Raw genomic sequence first — 16,668 nt, forward strand, 5'->3', positions numbered from 1 at the left:
CGGGCACACTAGTGGCCATGCCCGGCGTCCTTCCAGATGGTGAAACCGTCCCCGTCGACGGTTCGCTGCCCACCGCCGCCACCCGCGCGGTCGGTCGGCGCGGCTTCGGCGTGTACGTGCACGTGCCGTTCTGCGCCAGCCGCTGTGGCTACTGCGACTTCAACACGTACACGGCGAGCGAGTTGGGCGGCGGCGCCAGCCGCGAGGGGTACGCCGACACCGTGCTCGCCGAGCTGGCACTCGCCGCCCGGGTGCTCGGCGACAACCCACCGCCCCGGGTCGACACGGTATTCGTCGGCGGCGGCACGCCCACCCTGCTCCCCGCCGACGACCTGGCCCGCATCCTGGACGGCATCGACCGCACCTGGGGGCTGGCCGCCGACGCCGAGGTGACCACCGAGGCCAACCCGGAGTCGGTCACCCCGGAATCGTTGAAGCTGCTGCGGGCGGCCGGCTACACCCGGATCTCGCTGGGCATGCAGTCCGCCTCCCCAGGTGTGCTGGCGATCCTCGACCGCACACACAGCGCCGGTCGGGCCACCGCCGCCGCCCTGGAGGCGCGCGACGCCGGCTTCGAGCACGTCAACCTGGACCTGATCTACGGCACGCCGGGGGAGCGGGCCGAGGACTTCGCCGCCTCGCTGGAGCAGGTGGTCGCCGCAGGGGTGGACCACGTCAGCGCGTACGCCCTCATCGTCGAGGACGGCACCCGGCTCGCCGCCCGGATGAAGCGCGGCGAGCTGGCGTACCCCAGTGACGACGTCGCCGCGGACCGCTACCTGGCCGCGGAGGCCGCCCTCGACGCGGCCGGCCTGTCCTGGTACGAGGTCTCCAACTGGGCGCGCACCGACGACGCCCGGTGCCGGCACAACCTGCTGTACTGGACCGGCGCGGACTGGTGGGGGCTCGGCCCCGGGGCGCACAGCCACGTCGGCGGGGTGCGCTGGTGGAATGTGAAGCACCCCACGACGTACGCCCAGCGGATGGCCGCCGGAGCGTCACCGGGCCTGGCCCGTGAGGTGCTCACCGCCGACGAGGCGCACATGGAGAACGTGATGCTGCGGCTGCGGCTCGCCAGCGGCCTTCCGCTGACGGTGCTCGACACCGTCGGCCGGGCCGGCGCCGAGCGGGCGCTTGCCGACGGCCTGCTGGCCGCGGAGGACTACGCGGCTGGCCGGGCGGTGCTCACCCTGCGCGGCCGACTGCTCGCCGACGCAGTGGTCCGCGACCTGCTGCCCTGAGCCGACGCTCCCCGGCCTGCGGCGGTGTGCCGGGCCGGCCGGGGGAGCGGCCGACCCGGTTCACTTGATGAAGGTGGCCGACATCGGGTAGCGGTAGGGGCTGCCCTCGTTGGCCTTCATGCCGGCGATGATCCCGAACAGGATCTGGATCACCACGACGGCGATGCTGGGCAGGAAGAGCAGGCACCAGCTCACGAAGAGCAGCACGAACGCGATGATCGACCAGAGGATCTGGAAGTTCAACGCGGCCAGGGCGTGCGCCCGCACGGTAGGCGACTGGTTGCCGCGGACCAGGAAGGCGATGAGCGGGGCGACGAAGCCCAGCGGGCCGAAGCTGATCAGCGCGCCGGCGGCACCGCCGAAGTGCGCGACGAGCGCCCAGGTCTTGTCCTCGTTGTTGGCGTAGCCGCCGCCGGGGCCGCCGTAGGCGCCGCCGGTCGGATACCCGCCAGTGGGACCGCCCGGGGGGTAACCACCCGGCGGGGGATAGCCACCCGGGGGCGGATAGCCACCGGGCGGAGGGTAGCCGCCTGACGTCGGTTGGTCACCGGTGGGCGGCGGATAGCCACCGGCTGGGGGATAGCCGCCCGAGCCGGGTGCCCCGGACAGTGGTGCGGTGGGCGGCTCGGACGAGTAGGGCGAGCCCGGGGAGGTCGGGTCCGGCGGGTAGCCGCCAGGATCTCCCGCACCGGGTGGGCGAGGTGGTTCAGTCATGCTGCCACGGTAGGGGTGGGCGGCAACGCCGCACCAGAGCGACACCGCCGAGCCGCCGACTGAACGAACAGCGAGGCACTTGATCATCGCGTCGGTGGACGTGCCGACGTAGACTGGCACTCGTTACAGTCGAGTGCCAGGACGGTCCGTCGGCCCCTGTGGGCCGGCGGCCGACGTGCGACAGGAGGTGCGGAGGATGGGTCTCGACGACCGCAAGCTCGCCGTGCTCCGCGCCATCGTCGAGGACTACGTCTCCACGCAGGAGCCGGTCGGCAGCAAGGCGCTGGTCGAGCGTCACCAGCTCGGGGTCTCCCCGGCCACGGTCCGCAACGACATGGCCGTGCTGGAGGAGGAGGGCTACATCCGGCAGCCGCACACAAGTGCCGGTCGGGTGCCCACCGACCGTGGCTACCGGCTCTTCGTCGACAGGCTGTCCCGCGTCAAGCCGCTCAGCCCGGCCGAGCGCCGGGCCATCGAGCGCTTCCTGGTCGGCGCGGTCGACCTGGACGACGTGGTGCACCGCACAGTCCGGCTGCTCGCCCAACTGACCCGCCAGGTCGCCGTCGTGCAATACCCGAGCCTGGCCCGTTCCTCCGTGCGGCACCTGGAGTTGGTGCCGATCTCCACCACCCGGCTGATGCTCGTCATGATCGCCGACACCGGTCGCGTCGAGCAGCGGCTGGTGGAGCTGCCCGGGCCGGTGCCCGCCGACGACGTCACCGACATGCGTCGGCTGGTAAACGAAAAGCTCGCCGGCGCGCGGCTGTCCGACACACCGCCGCTGGTGCAGGCGCTTGTCGAGGAGGCGCCGGCCGGGCTGCGTCCGATGATGACGACCCTCGCCACCGTGCTGCTGGAAACGCTCGTCGAGCGGCACGAGGAACGCATCGCGCTGGCCGGCACCGCCAACCTCACCCGGGGCGGCCTGCTGGACTTCCAGGGCTCCCTGCGACCGATCCTCGAAGCCCTGGAGGAGGAGGTCGTGCTCCTCAAGCTCATCGGCGAGACCGAGCCGAGCGCGACCCGGGTGCTGATCGGCGACGAGAACGAGTTCGACAACCTCCGGGCCGCCTCCGTGGTCAGCACCGGGTACGGCCCGGGCAGCACAATCGTCGGCGGCCTCGGAGTGCTGGGGCCGACCCGGATGGACTACCCCGGCAACATCGCCACGGTGCGCGCCGTGGCACGCTACGTGGGCGAGCTGCTGGCCCAGAACTGATTGGTCAGGGCCGACGGCCGGCTGCGGCCGCCGGTCGGCGCAACGCGAGACGAACATGAGGACACGGAACGCAGTGGCCAGGGACTACTACGGCATCCTCGGTGTCAGCCGGGAAGCCTCCGATGACGAGATCAAGCGCGCCTACCGCAAGTTGGCGCGCCAGTTCCACCCGGACGTCAATCCGGACCCGGAGGCGCAGGAGAAGTTCAAGGACATCAACGCCGCGTACGAGGTCCTCTCGGACGACCGCAAGCGGCAGATCGTCGACCTGGGCGGCGACCCGCTCGCCCCGGGCGGCGGTGGCGCCGGCCCGGGCGGCCCGGGTGGAGCCGGCCCGTTCGTCGGTTTCCAGGACATCATGGACGCGTTCTTCGGCGGTGCGGCGGGCGGTGCCCGTGGCCCCCGTCCGCGGACCCGTCCGGGTGCCGACGCGATCCTGCGGCTCGAACTGGACCTGCACGAGACGGCGTTCGGCGTCGAGGCCCCGATCACCGTCGACACGGCGGTGCTCTGCACCACCTGCTCGGGCGCAGGCACGGCGGCCGGCACCCACCTGGCCACCTGCGAGGCGTGTGCCGGTCGGGGCGAGGTGCAGTCGGTGCAGCGCACCTTCCTCGGCCAGGTGGTCTCCGCCCGGCCGTGCACCGTCTGCCAGGGCTACGGCACCACCATCCCGCACCCCTGCCCCACCTGCGCTGGCGACGGCCGGGTGCGCACCCGGCGCTCGCTGACCGTCAAGATCCCGGCCGGCGTCGAGGACGGCATGCGGATCCGGCTGGCCCAGCAGGGTGAGGTCGGCCCGGGCGGCGGCACCGCCGGTGACCTCTACGTCGAGATCCACGAGCGGCCGCACGACGTCTACTCGCGCAAGGGCGACGACCTGCACTGCCGGGTCACCGTGCCGATGACCGCCGCCGCACTGGGCACCCGGCTCACCATCAAGACGCTTGACAGCGAGGAGACCGTCGACGTCAAGGCCGGCACCCAGCCGGCCAGCACGCTGCGGCTGCGCGCCCGGGGTGTGCCGCACCTGCGCGGCACCGGCCGGGGCGACCTCTACGTGCACCTCGACGTCCGTACGCCGACCAAGCTCGACCCGGACCAGGAGCGGATGCTGCGCGACTTCGCCAAGACCCGGGGCGAGGAGGTCGCCGAGCTGAGCAAGCAGGGCGGCTTCTTCTCCCGGATGCGCGACGCGTTCAACGGGCACGCCTGAGGTGTCCGCGCCGCTGTTCCTGGTCCAGGCGCTGCCCACCGGCGACGCGCTGACCCTGGACGGCCCGGAGGGGCACCACGCCGCCACAGTGCAGCGGCTGCGGGTCGGCGAGGAGTTGCTGCTCGCCGACGGCCGGGGCGGCACGGCAGCCGCCGTGGTCACCGCCGTCGGCCGAGGCAACCTGGACCTCACCATCACCTCCCGGGGGTACGCGGACGCGCCCGTACCCCGGCTGGTGACCGTGCAGGGCATCGCCAAGGGCGACCGGGGTGAGCTGGCCGTGCAGGCGATGACCGAGGTAGGGGTGGACGAGATCGTGCCCTGGGCGGCGTCCCGTTCGGTGACCCAGTGGCGCGGCGACCGGGGCGTACGCGCCCGGGAGAAGTGGGTGGCCACCGCCCGGGAGGCGGCCAAGCAGGCCCGCCGGCCGTGGCTGCCGGTCGTGGCCGGTGCGCCCGACGAGTCCACCGCGACAGTGGCCCGCCGGATCGCCGGTGCCGCCGCCGGGTTCGTGCTGCACGAGGAGGCCGACGAGCGGCTGACCACCGCCGACCTGCCGGCAGCCGGTGAGATCGTGCTCGTGGTCGGCCCGGAGGGTGGCATCGACTCGGCCGAGCTGACCGCCTTCCGGGAGGCCGGCGGCCGACCCGTACGGCTCGGTGCCGAGGTCCTGCGCACCTCCACCGCCGGCGTGGCCGCGCTCAGCGTGCTCGCCACCCGCCTCGGCCGCTGGTAACCCGACCTTCACCCACTCCACGCCCGACGGGCAGGCCCAGCCCAGCCGCGTCTGGTGGCCCTTCGCAGCCTCGGTTCCGGGCGGACGACAGTGCGCGGGCCAGGCCGACCCAGGCCGAGTCGAGCCGGCCCAGGTGGGCCCGGCCCCGGCCCCGGCCCCGGCCTCGGCCCGGACCACCTGTGGGTGTCCTTTGCTCTGCTTCAACGGACGCAACGGTTTCGGTCGTTGGGTGTTGCGGTGGTTGAAGCAGAGCAAAGGACACGATGAGCAGGTGGAGCCGCTCGGCGCTTGCCGGTCGTTGGTCGGTCGTTGGTAGGGTTGGTCAGCTGCGCAGGTAGGACGCGCCGTTGAGGTCGACGATCGTGCCGGATGCCCACTCGGCCTGCGGCGAGGCCAGCCAGTGCACGGCAGCGGCGATCTCCTCCGGTCGGCCCACCCGGTCGAACGGGCTCTGCGCCCGGATTGCCGCGCCCTGCTCGCCGTCCAGGTACTCGGTGACCATGTCGGTCGCCACGAAGCCCGGCGCGACGGTGGCGACGGTGATGCCGTACGGCGCGAGCGCCACGGCGAGGGACTGACCCAGCGCGTTCAGCCCTGCCTTGCTGGCCCCGTACGCCGGCTGGTGCGGCTCGCCGCGAAACGCGCCACGGGACGAGACGTTGACGATCCGCCCGCCACGTTCGCGCATGTGCTGTGCGGCGCACCAGATGACGTTGCCGGCACCGGTCAGGTTCGTCTCCAGCACCTGCCGCCAGCGCTGCTGCCACTCCCCGTACGAGGCGCCGAAGATCGGGTGCGGGTCGTCGCGGTCGCCGTACGTCCCGGCGTTGTTGACCAGCACGTCCAACCCGCCGAGCAGTTCGGCGGCTCGGTCGACCATGGCCCGGACCGCATCCGGATCGGTGAGGTCGGCGCGAACCACCACGTGCCCGGTACCCGGCAGTCGCCCGCGTAGCTCTTCGGCCGTGTCGGCGGAGTCGCGGTGGTGGATCGCCACGCGGTCACCGCCGGCCGCGAACGCCATCGCCACCGCCGCGCCGATGCCACGCGAGGAACCGGTCACCAGTACGGCCCGAGCAGTCATGCCAGCCATCCTGCCCCAGGAGTCGCGCGTGCCTTGAGCGGCCCCTTCCTTACACTGCCCCGATGGGATCCGACTGCCTGTTCTGCCGCATCGTCGCCGGGGAGATCCCGGCCACAGTGGTCCGGGAGACCGCCACGACGCTCGCCTTCCGCGACATCGACCCGAAGGCACCTGTGCACGTTCTGGTCATTCCGAAGGAGCACTACGCCGACGTCGCCACCCTCGCCGAGGGTGATCCCGGCCTGGCCGGTGAGGTGCTGGCCACGGCCGCCGCGGTGGCCGAGGACGAGGGTCTGCTCGGCGACGGCTTCCGGCTGATGTTCAACACCGGGGCGTACGGCGGGCAGGAGGTTTTCCACGTGCACGCGCATCTGCTCGGTGGCGCGCCGCTCGGCCCGATGCTCGCCCGGGACCTGGCGTGACGACCGGCCCCGACGTGCACGACCGGTTGGGCCGGCTGGTCCGGCGGGTGCAGGCCGACGCCCGGGTGCCGGCGCTGTCGGCAGCGCTGCACCGGGCCGACCGGCCGCTGTGGACCTGCACCGTCGGCGGCACCGGCACCGACAGCGCGCTGGGGCCGCGCACCCAGTTCCGGATCGGCTCGGTCACCAAGACGTTCACTGCGGTGCTGACCCTCCAGTGCCGCGACGACGGGCTGCTCGACCTGGACGATCCGGTGGGCCGGCACCTGGACCTGCCGGCGCACGGTGAGCTGACCGTACGACGGCTGCTGTCGCACACCGGCGGTCTGCAACGGGAGCCGTTCGGCGACGTCTGGGACACCCTTGCCGCGCCGGACGCCGAGCGGCTGGTGGCCGAGCTGGACCGGGCCGAGCGGGTGCTGCCCGCAGCCCGTCGGTTCCACTACTCCAACCTGGGCGTGGCGGTGCTCGGCCTGCTGGTGGCCCGGCTGCGCGGCGGCAGCTGGGCGGAGGTGCTCGCGGAGCGGGTGTTGACGCCGCTCGGGCTGACCGACACCACAGTGACCCCGCAGCCGACGGCGGCGACCGGGTTCCTTGTCGACGCGTACTCCGACGAGGCCCATGCCGAGCCACCTACCGACTTCGGCGCGGTCGGTCCGGCCGCCCAGCTCTGGAGCACCGCTACCGACATGGCCCGCTGGGCGGCCTTCCTCGCCGATCCGGCGGCGCTCGACCCGTCCGGCGCGGTTCTCGCCCCCGGCACCCTTGACGAGATGCGCTGGCCGGTGACGACCACCGACGAGACGCTCTGGGGCGCCGGCTTCGGTCTCGGGCTGATCCTCGTACCGCAGGGCGAGCGCGTGGTGCACGTGGGGCACGACGGGGCGATGCCCGGCTTCCTGGCCGCCGTGTACGGCCGCCGGGGCGGCGACGGCACGGCCAGCGCGATGGGCGCCGCGGTGCTCGGCTCCTCCGGTACGGCTGCGGAACTGCTCGACCTGCCGCACCGGCTGCTCACCCAGGCCGTCGAGCACGACCCGGCCGACATCGAGCCGTGGCGACCCGGTGCACCCGCACCGGCGGCTCTGCGGGGTGTGCTCGGCCGGTGGTGGGGCGAGGGCTTCGAGTACGTCTTCTCCTGGCACGACGGCACACTGCGGGCGCGCGGGGCCGGCGACCCGGCGGGGCGCCCACCTGCGGTCTTCGCCCCGCTACCGGACCGGCCGGACGTGTTCCGGACCGTCTCCGGCCGGGAGGCCGGCGAGCTGTTGAGGCTGACCCGGGACGAGACCGGCGCGGTGGTCCGGATGCACTGGGCGACCTACCGGTTCACCCGCCACCAGGAGACCTTCGACAGGCACGACTTCCGGGCCGGGAGTTGATCGCGGCCAGCGGAAATGGGCGCGATGCGCCCCGCGTTGAACGGATACGATGGCTGCAACGTCCGCACGCCGTGCCAGCAGGGCCCGGCGCCCGAGATCGAGAGCAGGTGCGCAGGGCCCTTCGGCCCAACTTATGACCGGCACTCCACCTCCCGGCGCTCCCCGGGTGCAGACCAGGATCACCGTGCCCGACCCCAAGATCATGGTCAATCTGCTCGGCGCGGGCGACGAGATCCTGCGGCTCGTCGAGCGCTCGGTCACCAGCGACGTGCACGTGCGGGGCAACGAGATCACCATCACCGGCGCCCCCGCCGACAACGCCCTCGCCGAGCGGGTCTTCACTGAGCTGCTCGAACTCATCGAGAAAGGCGAGACCCTGACCACTGACGCCGTGCGGCGTACCGTCGGCATGCTCGAGCAGGGCAGCACCGAGCGGCCCGCCGAGGTCCTGACCCTCGACATCCTCTCCCGTCGCGGCCGCACCATCCGCCCCAAGACACTCGGGCAGAAGCGGTACGTCGACGCGATCGACTCGCACACCATCGTCTTCGGCATCGGCCCGGCCGGCACCGGCAAGACCTACCTGGCGATGGCGAAGGCCGTCCAGGCGTTGCAGGCCAAGCAGGTCAACCGGATCATCCTGACCCGGCCGGCGGTCGAGGCGGGCGAACGGCTGGGCTTCCTGCCCGGCACGCTCAACGAGAAGATCGACCCATACCTGCGCCCGCTCTACGACGCGCTGCACGACATGCTCGACCCCGAGTCGATCCCGAAGCTGATGGCCGCGGGCACGATCGAGGTCGCCCCCCTGGCGTACATGCGGGGCAGAACGCTCAATGACGCTTTCATCATCCTGGACGAGGCGCAGAACACCACGCCCGAGCAGATGAAGATGTTCCTCACCCGACTCGGCTTCAACTCCAAGATCGTCGTGACGGGTGACATCACCCAGGTGGACCTTCCCGGCGGGACGAGCAGCGGCCTGCGGGTGGTCCGGGAGATCCTGGAAAACGTCGAGGACGTGCACTTCTCCCAGTTGTCCAGCTCCGACGTGGTCCGCCACCGGCTGGTCGGGGAGATCGTCGACGCGTACGCCCGCTGGGATGCCGAGCGGGAAGCCCAGCAGTCGCAGGGCGTCCATGCCGTGCCCGGGCGACCCGCCCAGGGCGGCCGGGCCGGCCGCCGCCGCTAAAGCAGAGGAAAGCAGTTGTCCATCGAGATCGCCAACGAGTCCGGTGTCGAGGTTGACACCGACGCCGTGCTCGCTGTCGCCCGGCACGCCCTCGACGAGATGGGGGTCAACCCCCTCGCCGAGTTGTCCGTGTTGCTTGTCGACATCGACTACATGACCGAGCTGAACCACCGCTGGATGGGTGGTGACGGCCCGACCGACGTGCTCGCCTTTCCGATGGACGAGGGAAGCGTCGACCACGGCCCGGGCGAGACCGCACCCGCAGGCGGTGAGCCGGCCCTGCTCGGCGACATCGTGCTCTGCCCCGAGGTCGCGGCCAAGCAGGCGGCGACCGCCGGGCACGCCCCGGCCGACGAGCTGCACCTGCTCACCGTGCACGGGGTGCTGCACCTGCTCGGCTACGACCACGCCGAGCCGGAGGAGGAGCGGGAGATGTTCGCGCTCCAGGCCCGCCTGCTCACGAGCTGGCGGTCGACCCGCACCCAGTGATGTCCACTCCGCTCCTTGCGGTCGGCCCCGCCGGCCTTCCCGACCTGCAACTGATCTTCTTCGCGGCCGGCCTCGTGGTGTTGGCAGGTCTGATCGCGATGACCGAGGCGGCGCTCGCCGCGATCTCGCCGGCCCGGGCCGCCGAGTTGGCCCGGGACGGCGTACGCGGTGCTCGTACCCTCCAGGTCGTGGCCGGCGACGTCGTCCGGCACCTCAATCTGCTCCTGCTGCTGCGGCTCCTCGCGGAGCTGACCGCCACCACGCTCGTGGCGCTTGTCGCGGTGGACAGCTTCGGCGCCGGTTGGCGTGCGGCGCTTGTCACCGCCGGTGCGATGGCAGTGGTGAGCTTCGTCGTGGTCGGTGTAGCCCCGCGCACCATCGGCCGGCAACACGCGTACGCCGTGGGGCGGGCGGTGGCGCCGCTGGTCCGCTGGCTGGGCCGTGCGCTCAACCCACTCGCGTCGCTGCTCATCCTGATCGGCAACGCGGTCACCCCGGGGCGCGGTTTCCCCGAGGGGCCGTTCGCCAGTCAGGTGGAGCTGCGTGAGTTGGTCGACCTGGCCGAGCAGCGCGGCGTCGTCGAGCACGGCGAACGACAGATGATCCACTCGGTCTTCGCGCTCGGCGACACCATCGCCCGTGAGGTGATGGTGCCGCGCACCGAGATGGTGTGGATCGAGGAGGGCAAGACCCTCGCGCAGGCGCTGGCGCTCTTCCTGCGTTCCGGGTTCTCCCGCATTCCGGTGATCGGCGAGAGCGTCGACGACGTGCTCGGCGTGCTCTACCTCAAGGATCTGATCCGCCGGTCCCGGGGCGGTGACCCGGATGCCGAGCAGTTGCCTGTCGCCGAGCTGATGCGCCCGGCCACCTTCGTGCCGGAGTCCAAGCCGGTCGACGACTTGCTGTCAGAGATGCAGGCGGCCCGCAACCACCTGGTCATCGTCGTCGACGAGTACGGCGGCACCGGCGGCCTGGTCACCATCGAGGACATCCTGGAGGAGATCGTCGGCGAGATCACCGACGAGTACGATGTCGAACGCCCGCCCGTCGAACGCCTCGGGGACTCCTCGGTGCGGGTCACTGCCCGCCTTCCGGTGGAGAACCTTGGCGAGATGTTCGACACCGATCTGCCCACCGACGAGGTGGAGACGGTCGGTGGCCTGCTCGCCCAGTCGCTCGGGCGGGTGCCGATCCCTGGGGCTGAGGCCGAGGTGGCCGGCCTTCGGCTGGTCGCCGAGGGCACCACCGGCCGGCGCAACCGGATCGACACCGTCCTGGTCAGCAGGTTGGAGCCGGGCAGCGAGCAGGACACCTCCGGGCGCGGCGAGCAGGCCGGTCCCGGGGACGACCCAGATCATTTTCGAGACGAGGAGAGGCAACCCGCCGATGCCTGACACACCCGCCGCGCCCCCCGCCCGGCCCACCCCCACCGCGCCGGCACCGCTGAGTGCCGAGGACGGCAAGCTCGTCGTCCTGGCTCGGGGAGCCCGCGGGCGGGTCGGCGCCGTGGAGGGCGCCGCGGTCCGGGACTCCGACGGCCGGACGTACGCGGCGGCCAGCATCGCGTTGCCCTCGCTGACGCTCACCGCCCTGCAGTTGGCGGTGGCCTCGGCCGTGGCAGCCGGGGCGAGCCGGCTGGAGGCGGCTGTCGTGGTGACCGAGGCGTCGACGCTTGACGGCGCCGGGCATGCCGTCGTGCGTGACCTCGCCGCGGACGCGCCGATCCACGTGGCCGCGCCGGACGGCACCGTGCTGGGCACGGTGACCGAGTGAGCCCCGTGCGGGATCCCGAGCCGCGCCCGTACCGGGCTGGGTTCGGCTGTTTCGTGGGCCGGCCCAACGCCGGAAAGTCGACGCTTACCAACGCCATCGTCGGCACCAAGATCGCGATCACCTCGAACAAGCCGCAGACCACCCGCCACGTCATCCGGGCGGTGCTGCACCGGCCGGAGTCGCAGTTGGTCCTTGTCGACACGCCGGGCCTGCACCGTCCCCGGACGCTGCTCGGGGAGCGCCTCAACGACCTGGTCCGGTCCACCTGGACGGAGGTCGACGTGATCGGTCTCTGCATCCCAGCCGACGAGCCGGTGGGGCGTGGCGATCGGTTCATCAGCGGTGAGCTGGCCGAGTTGAAGGCGACAGTGCTTGCCGTGGTCACCAAGACCGATCTGGTGGACAAGGGTCGGCTGGCGGAGCAGTTGCTCGCGGTGAGCGAGATGGGGGAGTTCGCCGAGATCGTGCCGGTGAGCGCCGTCTCCGGGCATCAGGTGGACACGCTTGTCGACGTGATGACCAGCTATCTGCCGCCGTCGCCGCAGCTCTATCCGGACGACATGCTCACCGACGACCCGGAGCAGGTGATGGTCGCGGAGCTGATCCGGGAGGCCGCCCTGGAGGGGGTCCGTGACGAGCTGCCGCACTCGATCGCCGTGGTGGTGGAGGAGATGATCCCCGAGGGTCAGCTCACGAAGATCTACGCCGACCTGTACGTGGAGCGGCCCAGCCAGAAGGCGATCGTGCTCGGTCACAAGGCGAGCCGGCTCAAGGAGGTCGGCACCAACGCTCGCCGGCAGATCGAGGAGTTGCTCGGCACCCGCGTCTATCTGGACCTGCACGTCCGGGTGGCGAAGGACTGGCAGCGCGACCCGAAGCAGCTGCGCAAGCTGGGGTTCTGACGCCGTTCCGCCTGGCCCAGCGGGTCGGGCCAGGCGGTCGTTGGGTGCGCTGTCGGACAAAGTCGTTTTCGGTCGGACGTATGGGATGATTCACGTTTGGCCGGCGTCGGTACCGTTTAGCGGCGACAGCGCGAAGGGTAGGGGAGTACGACCCCCCGCGTCCCCGACCCAGATGCAGGCTGATGCGCAACAGGTATCTCGATCTGCTCCGTTTCCTGGCCATCGTCCGAGTAGTCGTCTACCACGTCACCGGGTGGGCGTCCCTCACACTCGTCTTCCCTGCCATGTCGGTGATGTTCGCGCTCGCCGGTTCGTTGATGGCCGCCTCGCTCACCCGTTCCGGCCCGGTGGCTGTCGGTCGCCGGTTGCGCCGGCTGCTGCCGTCGCTGTGGGTGCTGGCGGTGATCTTCGTGCCGGCCATGCTGTTCAGCGAGCTGGCGTTGTCACCTCGGGTGCTGCTGTGGCTGTTCCCGATCGCGGACCCGCCGGCCAACCACTGGGGTGCTCTCGCGCTGAGCGTCATCTGGTACCTGCGCGACTACCTGTGGTTCGTGCTCGTCTCGCCTGTCGCGCTCTGGCTGTTCCGTAAGGCTCCGCTGCCCACCCTGCTCGCCCCGTACCTGCTGTTGGTGGCGATCGAGGTGGGCATCTACCAGGCGCCCCCGGCGGTGCTGCGCGAGTTCGGGTTGTACTTCGGCGCGTGGCTGCTCGGCTTCGCCCACCACGCCGGGATGCTGCGACGGCTCGCCGGCCGGGTCCTGTACCCGCTGGCGTCGGTCCTCGCGCTGGCCGGCGGCGCCTGGCTCGTCGCGCATCCAGGCCCCCGGGGGTACGACCTCAACGACAACCATCTCGGCAACGCCCTCTGGTCGGCGGCGTTCATCCTGATCGCCCTAGGGCGGGCACCGGCGGGGATGGCCTGGTTGCAGCGTCTCCGGCTGGCCGACCGGGCGGTGACTGTGGTCAACCGGCGGGCGCTGACCATCTACCTCTGGCACATGCCGTTCGTGGTGGCACTCACCCCGCTTGTCGATGTCGTCGGCTGGTCCCACCAGGACCCGCTGGGACTGGCCATCCGGGTGCTGCTGGTCTTCGGGCTGGTCGGGCTGGTCACCCTGGCTGTCGGCTGGGTCGAGGACGTCGCCGCCCGTCGCCGCCCGGAGTTGATCCCCCTTGGCGCGCCGCGCCCGTTCGGGCCACCGAACCCGGCCACCGCCGATCCGACGGGCCGGTCGGCTGCCCCGCAGCCCCGCTCCGATGCCGATCCGACGGGCCGGTGTGCCGTCGAGTCAGTCGACCGGTTGGGCGCTGGCCGGGCAGAGGAGACCAGCGGCCGGGCGGGCGTACCGGCGCAGGGGGTGGCCGGGGCCGCCTCCAGCGTCGAGATCAACGCTGGCTGATCATGACGTTGCCGCTGCCGGCCGAGCCGTCGAGCACCAGGGACGCGGCGGGGTCGTTGGCGACGGTGACCACCGCCTCCCCGGAGCCGGTGCTGGTGCGGACCCGGTAGGTGCCGGCCGGCACCAGCAGTGTGGCGTTTCCGCTGGAGGTGTGCACCCGTGCAGAGGCGGGCGTATCCAGTTCGACTGTGACGTTGCCCGAGCCGGCCTCGGCGTCCGTCGCGCCGTTCACACGGCGGGCGTTGACCTCGCCGGACCCAGCGCGCAGGCGTACCGCCGCGCTGGCCCCGTTCACCTCGATGTTGCCGGAGCCGGTCTCCACGTCGAGCGCACCGGAGGCGTCTGTGATGCGCACGTCGCCCGAGCCCAGCCGCAGCTTCACCGCGCCGACACGGCTCAGTTCGGCGTTGCCGGAGCCGCCCTCACCCTGCACGATCACGCCCGGCGGAACTGTCACGTCGTAGGAGACGCTGCACCTGTTGCCGCAGTCGCTGTCGAGCACCAGTTCGCTGCCCTTGATCTCGTACCGCGTCTTGGGCTCGCCGCCCTGGTAACGCACCACCCGCTTGATCCGCACTTCGGTGTCCGGGCCGCTGCCCCGGACCACCATGTCGCCGGAGCCTCCGCGCACCTGGATGCTGGTGATCTTCACCGCCTCGGTGTTGTCGTAGTCGAGCCGGCGGAAGGCCAGGTTGTCACACGCGGAGAGCAGGATGAGGCTGGTGGCCAACCCCCACGTGACGGCCACGGTGGCCAGGCGGCGAGGGGCGGCGGTGATCCGGTGCTGTGCCATGGGGAGCACGCTACGGTCGGTGGAGATCCTTGTGCATCAGGGAACTTCCGCGCGTCCACCCCGAAGCAACCCTGATTTCGCACCCCGAGGGAGAATGGCCCGATGGCCGGGTACCGCCGACAGCTCTACCGCGACGACGCGGTGGTGCTGCGCGTGCAGAAGCTCGGCGAGTCCGACCGGATCATCACTCTGCTCACCCGCCGGCACGGCCGACTGCGCGCGGTGGCCCGGGGCATCCGGCGCACCACAAGCAAGTTCGGTGCCCGGCTGGAGCCGTTCGGTCACGTCGACCTGCAACTTGCCGGTGATCCCAAGGGCAACCACGGCAGTTCGCTGCACACCGTCAGCCAGGTCGAGGGCATCGACCTCTACGGCAAGCGGTTCCTCGGCGACTATCCCCGCTACACGGCGGCCAGCGCGATCGCCGAGACCGCCGAGCGGCTGACGCCTGTCGAGCGGGAGCCGTCGCTGCGGCTGTTCCAGCTCACCCTGGGCGCGCTGAAGGCGCTGTCCCGCGGTGAGCACGCCACCACCCTGGTGCTCGACGCGTACCTGCTGCGCGGCATGTCCCTGGCGGGCTGGGCGCCGGCGCTTATCGCCTGCGCGGTCTGCGGCACTCCCGGGCGGCACCGCGCGTTTTCCGTGCCGGCCGGCGGCGCGGTCTGCCCGGACTGCCGGCCACCCGGCGCGGCCCACCCCGCGCCGGCCACCATCGACCTGATGTCCGCGTTGGCCACCGGTGACTGGGTGGTCGCCGACGCCACCGAGACCGGTGTACGCCGGGAGTGCAGCGGCCTTGTCGCGGCGCACCTGCAGTGGCACCTGGAACGCGCGCTACGCTCGCTGCCGCTGGTCGACCGGGGTTCCTCGGCGGCCGGCACGGCCTCGCCGCCGGATGGCACCGGGGCCGTGGTGCTCCGGCCACGCGGCGACGTCGAGGCCGGGGCGGACGGCGCGAGCAAGGAGTGATCGAGTGATCCGATCGAAGAAAGCCGGCCGGCGCGAGCCGACGCCACCGACACCGCACCCGTCGGGTGCCCGGCCGCCGGCGCTGCCCACCGAGGCGGTGCCAAAGCACGTGGCCGTGGTGATGGACGGCAACGGCCGGTGGGCCAAGGACCGCGGGTTGCCCCGCACCAAGGGCCACGAGGCGGGGGAGCACAGCCTCTTCGACACCATCGAGGGCGCCATCGAGATGGGCATCCCCTACCTGTCGGCGTACGCGTTCTCCACCGAGAACTGGCGGCGCTCGCCCGACGAGGTCCGCTTCCTGATGGGGTTCAACCGGGATGTCATCCGTCGGCGTCGCGACCAACTTGTCGACCTCGGCGTGCGGGTGGTCTGGTCGGGTCGGCCCGGCCGGTTGTGGAAGAGCGTCATCTCCGAGTTGCAGACCGCCGAGGAGATGTCCCGGGGCAACTCGACGCTTACCCTGCAGTTCTGCGTCAACTACGGCGGGCAGGCCGAGATCGGCGATGCCGCCGCCGCGATCGCCCGGGACGTGGCGGCCGGCCTGCTGGATCCGGCGAAGGTCACCGAGAAGACCGTGGCGAAATACCTCTACCACCCGGAGATCCCGGAGGTGGACCTGTTCCTGCGCCCCTCCGGCGAGGAGCGGATCTCCAACTTCCTGCTCTGGCAGACCGCGTACGCCGAGTTGGTCTTTCTGGACACGCTCTGGCCGGACTTCGACCGCCGTCACCTCTGGTACGCGTGCGAGCTGTACGCCCAGCGGGACCGACGCTTCGGCGGCGCGCTGCCCAACCCGGTCGCCCCGGTGGGCTGAGAGGCTTACCGGCACGTCACAGTGGGTACCAGAAGCGTCAGGAGCCACTGACGGAGGTGAACCCACATGATCCAGAAGCGCATTGCACAGTGGGCGGTGATGGCGATCGCGGTGCCAGTGGCCGCGGCCGGTGCCCGCCGCCTCAGCCACACCCTGGAGGCCCGGCGTGGTCCCTCCGGGGCGAGTCGGCTGCTGACCCGAGGTGCCGACCTGATCCGCCCTCAGAAGGCCAAGCGCCGCCGGTTCTTCTGACCCCCGACGCCAGGCGCCGCCCGCATCCGTGCGGGCGGCGCCTTCGCGTTGTTCCCGGGTGGCGGGG

Annotated in this window: 18 protein-coding genes; 15 read left to right on the plus strand and 3 right to left on the minus strand. The window is 71.8% G+C overall.

The features are described 5' to 3' along the window. The first annotated feature begins 17 nt into the window (after window positions 1–17). Window positions 18–1,241 carry a radical SAM family heme chaperone HemW gene (gene hemW, locus ACFY2Q_RS08465; protein WP_387129105.1) on the plus strand — a complete coding sequence of 408 codons (1,224 nt, stop codon included), beginning with the start codon at window positions 18–20 and terminating at the stop codon, window positions 1,239–1,241. 60 nt (window positions 1,242–1,301) lie between these two features. Here hemW and ACFY2Q_RS08470 read toward each other — a convergent pair whose 3' ends face one another. Next, on the minus strand, window positions 1,302–1,955 hold the full coding sequence (locus tag ACFY2Q_RS08470) for a DUF4870 domain-containing protein (protein ID WP_387128536.1): 654 nt from the start codon (window positions 1,953–1,955) through the stop codon (window positions 1,302–1,304). Window positions 1,956–2,151: 196 nt separating this feature from the next. On the opposite strand from ACFY2Q_RS08470, the gene hrcA reads away from it, so the two are divergent. The 3 genes from hrcA (at window position 2,152) to ACFY2Q_RS08485 (ending at window position 5,126) form a co-directional block, all read left to right on the plus strand. Beyond that, window positions 2,152–3,174 carry a heat-inducible transcriptional repressor HrcA gene (hrcA, locus tag ACFY2Q_RS08475; RefSeq protein WP_387128537.1) on the plus strand — a complete coding sequence of 341 codons (1,023 nt, stop codon included), beginning with the start codon at window positions 2,152–2,154 and terminating at the stop codon, window positions 3,172–3,174. 73 nt (window positions 3,175–3,247) lie between these two features. Further along, on the plus strand, window positions 3,248–4,390 hold the full coding sequence (dnaJ, locus tag ACFY2Q_RS08480; RefSeq protein WP_387129106.1) for a molecular chaperone DnaJ: 1,143 nt from the start codon (window positions 3,248–3,250) through the stop codon (window positions 4,388–4,390). Between the two features lies 1 nt (window position 4,391). Further along, a complete protein-coding gene (locus tag ACFY2Q_RS08485; protein ID WP_387128538.1) occupies window positions 4,392–5,126 on the plus strand; it encodes a 16S rRNA (uracil(1498)-N(3))-methyltransferase in 735 nt (244 codons plus the stop codon). A gap of 322 nt (window positions 5,127–5,448) precedes the next feature. On the opposite strand, the gene ACFY2Q_RS08490 is transcribed toward ACFY2Q_RS08485, so the two are convergent. Continuing rightward, window positions 5,449–6,210: an SDR family NAD(P)-dependent oxidoreductase gene (locus tag ACFY2Q_RS08490; protein ID WP_387128539.1), complete on the minus strand. Its 762-nt coding sequence runs from the start codon at window positions 6,208–6,210 to the stop codon at window positions 5,449–5,451. A gap of 62 nt (window positions 6,211–6,272) precedes the next feature. On the opposite strand from ACFY2Q_RS08490, the gene ACFY2Q_RS08495 reads away from it, so the two are divergent. The 8 genes from ACFY2Q_RS08495 (at window position 6,273) to ACFY2Q_RS08530 (ending at window position 13,770) form a co-directional block, all read left to right on the plus strand. Continuing rightward, window positions 6,273–6,632 (plus strand): histidine triad nucleotide-binding protein, encoded by a 360-nt coding sequence (locus ACFY2Q_RS08495; protein WP_387128540.1) that lies wholly within the window; start codon window positions 6,273–6,275, stop codon window positions 6,630–6,632. Then, on the plus strand, window positions 6,629–8,014 hold the full coding sequence (locus tag ACFY2Q_RS08500) for a serine hydrolase domain-containing protein (protein WP_387128541.1): 1,386 nt from the start codon (window positions 6,629–6,631) through the stop codon (window positions 8,012–8,014). Before ACFY2Q_RS08495 ends, ACFY2Q_RS08500 begins: the two co-directional genes overlap by 4 nt. 133 nt (window positions 8,015–8,147) lie before the next feature. Next, a complete protein-coding gene (locus ACFY2Q_RS08505) occupies window positions 8,148–9,206 on the plus strand; it encodes a PhoH family protein (RefSeq protein WP_387128542.1) in 1,059 nt (352 codons plus the stop codon). 15 nt (window positions 9,207–9,221) lie between these two features. Next, complete coding sequence (gene ybeY / locus ACFY2Q_RS08510) at window positions 9,222–9,695, plus strand: rRNA maturation RNase YbeY (RefSeq protein ID WP_355244140.1); 474 nt, start codon at window positions 9,222–9,224, stop codon at window positions 9,693–9,695. Beyond that, entirely contained in the window at window positions 9,671–11,089 is a 1,419-nt protein-coding gene (locus ACFY2Q_RS08515) for a hemolysin family protein (RefSeq protein WP_387129108.1), read from the plus strand. Before ybeY ends, ACFY2Q_RS08515 begins: the two co-directional genes overlap by 25 nt. Next, on the plus strand, window positions 11,082–11,468 hold the full coding sequence (locus ACFY2Q_RS08520) for a cytidine deaminase (RefSeq protein WP_387128543.1): 387 nt from the start codon (window positions 11,082–11,084) through the stop codon (window positions 11,466–11,468). The genes ACFY2Q_RS08515 and ACFY2Q_RS08520 overlap by 8 nt, the downstream gene beginning before the upstream one ends. 5 nt (window positions 11,469–11,473) lie before the next feature. Then, window positions 11,474–12,370 carry a GTPase Era gene (gene era / locus ACFY2Q_RS08525; RefSeq protein WP_387129110.1) on the plus strand — a complete coding sequence of 299 codons (897 nt, stop codon included), beginning with the start codon at window positions 11,474–11,476 and terminating at the stop codon, window positions 12,368–12,370. A gap of 182 nt (window positions 12,371–12,552) precedes the next feature. Next, window positions 12,553–13,770 (plus strand): acyltransferase, encoded by a 1,218-nt coding sequence (locus ACFY2Q_RS08530; protein WP_387128544.1) that lies wholly within the window; start codon window positions 12,553–12,555, stop codon window positions 13,768–13,770. On the opposite strand, the gene ACFY2Q_RS08535 is transcribed toward ACFY2Q_RS08530, so the two are convergent. Further along, window positions 13,757–14,563: a DUF4097 domain-containing protein gene (locus tag ACFY2Q_RS08535; protein ID WP_387128545.1), complete on the minus strand. Its 807-nt coding sequence runs from the start codon at window positions 14,561–14,563 to the stop codon at window positions 13,757–13,759. The two genes, ACFY2Q_RS08530 and ACFY2Q_RS08535, sit on opposite strands and share 14 nt — an antisense overlap. Window positions 14,564–14,665: 102 nt before the next feature. On the opposite strand from ACFY2Q_RS08535, the gene recO reads away from it, so the two are divergent. The 3 genes from recO to ACFY2Q_RS08550 all read left to right on the plus strand — a co-directional run bounded on the left by recO (window position 14,666) and on the right by ACFY2Q_RS08550 (window position 16,601). Continuing rightward, the gene (gene recO / locus ACFY2Q_RS08540; protein ID WP_387128546.1) at window positions 14,666–15,532 is read left to right on the plus strand and encodes a DNA repair protein RecO; all 867 of its coding nucleotides are present in this window, start codon (window positions 14,666–14,668) and stop codon (window positions 15,530–15,532) included. Between the two features lie 4 nt (window positions 15,533–15,536). Then, window positions 15,537–16,349, plus strand: coding sequence for an isoprenyl transferase (locus tag ACFY2Q_RS08545; protein WP_387128547.1), 813 nt, complete (start codon window positions 15,537–15,539; stop codon window positions 16,347–16,349). A 66-nt stretch (window positions 16,350–16,415) separates the two neighbouring features. Continuing rightward, the gene (locus ACFY2Q_RS08550; protein ID WP_357012681.1) at window positions 16,416–16,601 is read left to right on the plus strand and encodes a hypothetical protein; all 186 of its coding nucleotides are present in this window, start codon (window positions 16,416–16,418) and stop codon (window positions 16,599–16,601) included. The last annotated feature ends 67 nt before the right edge of the window (window positions 16,602–16,668 follow it).

The organism is Micromonospora sp. NPDC000316 (genome assembly GCF_042898885.1).
Taxonomy (GTDB): Bacteria; Actinomycetota; Actinomycetes; order Mycobacteriales; family Micromonosporaceae; genus Micromonospora.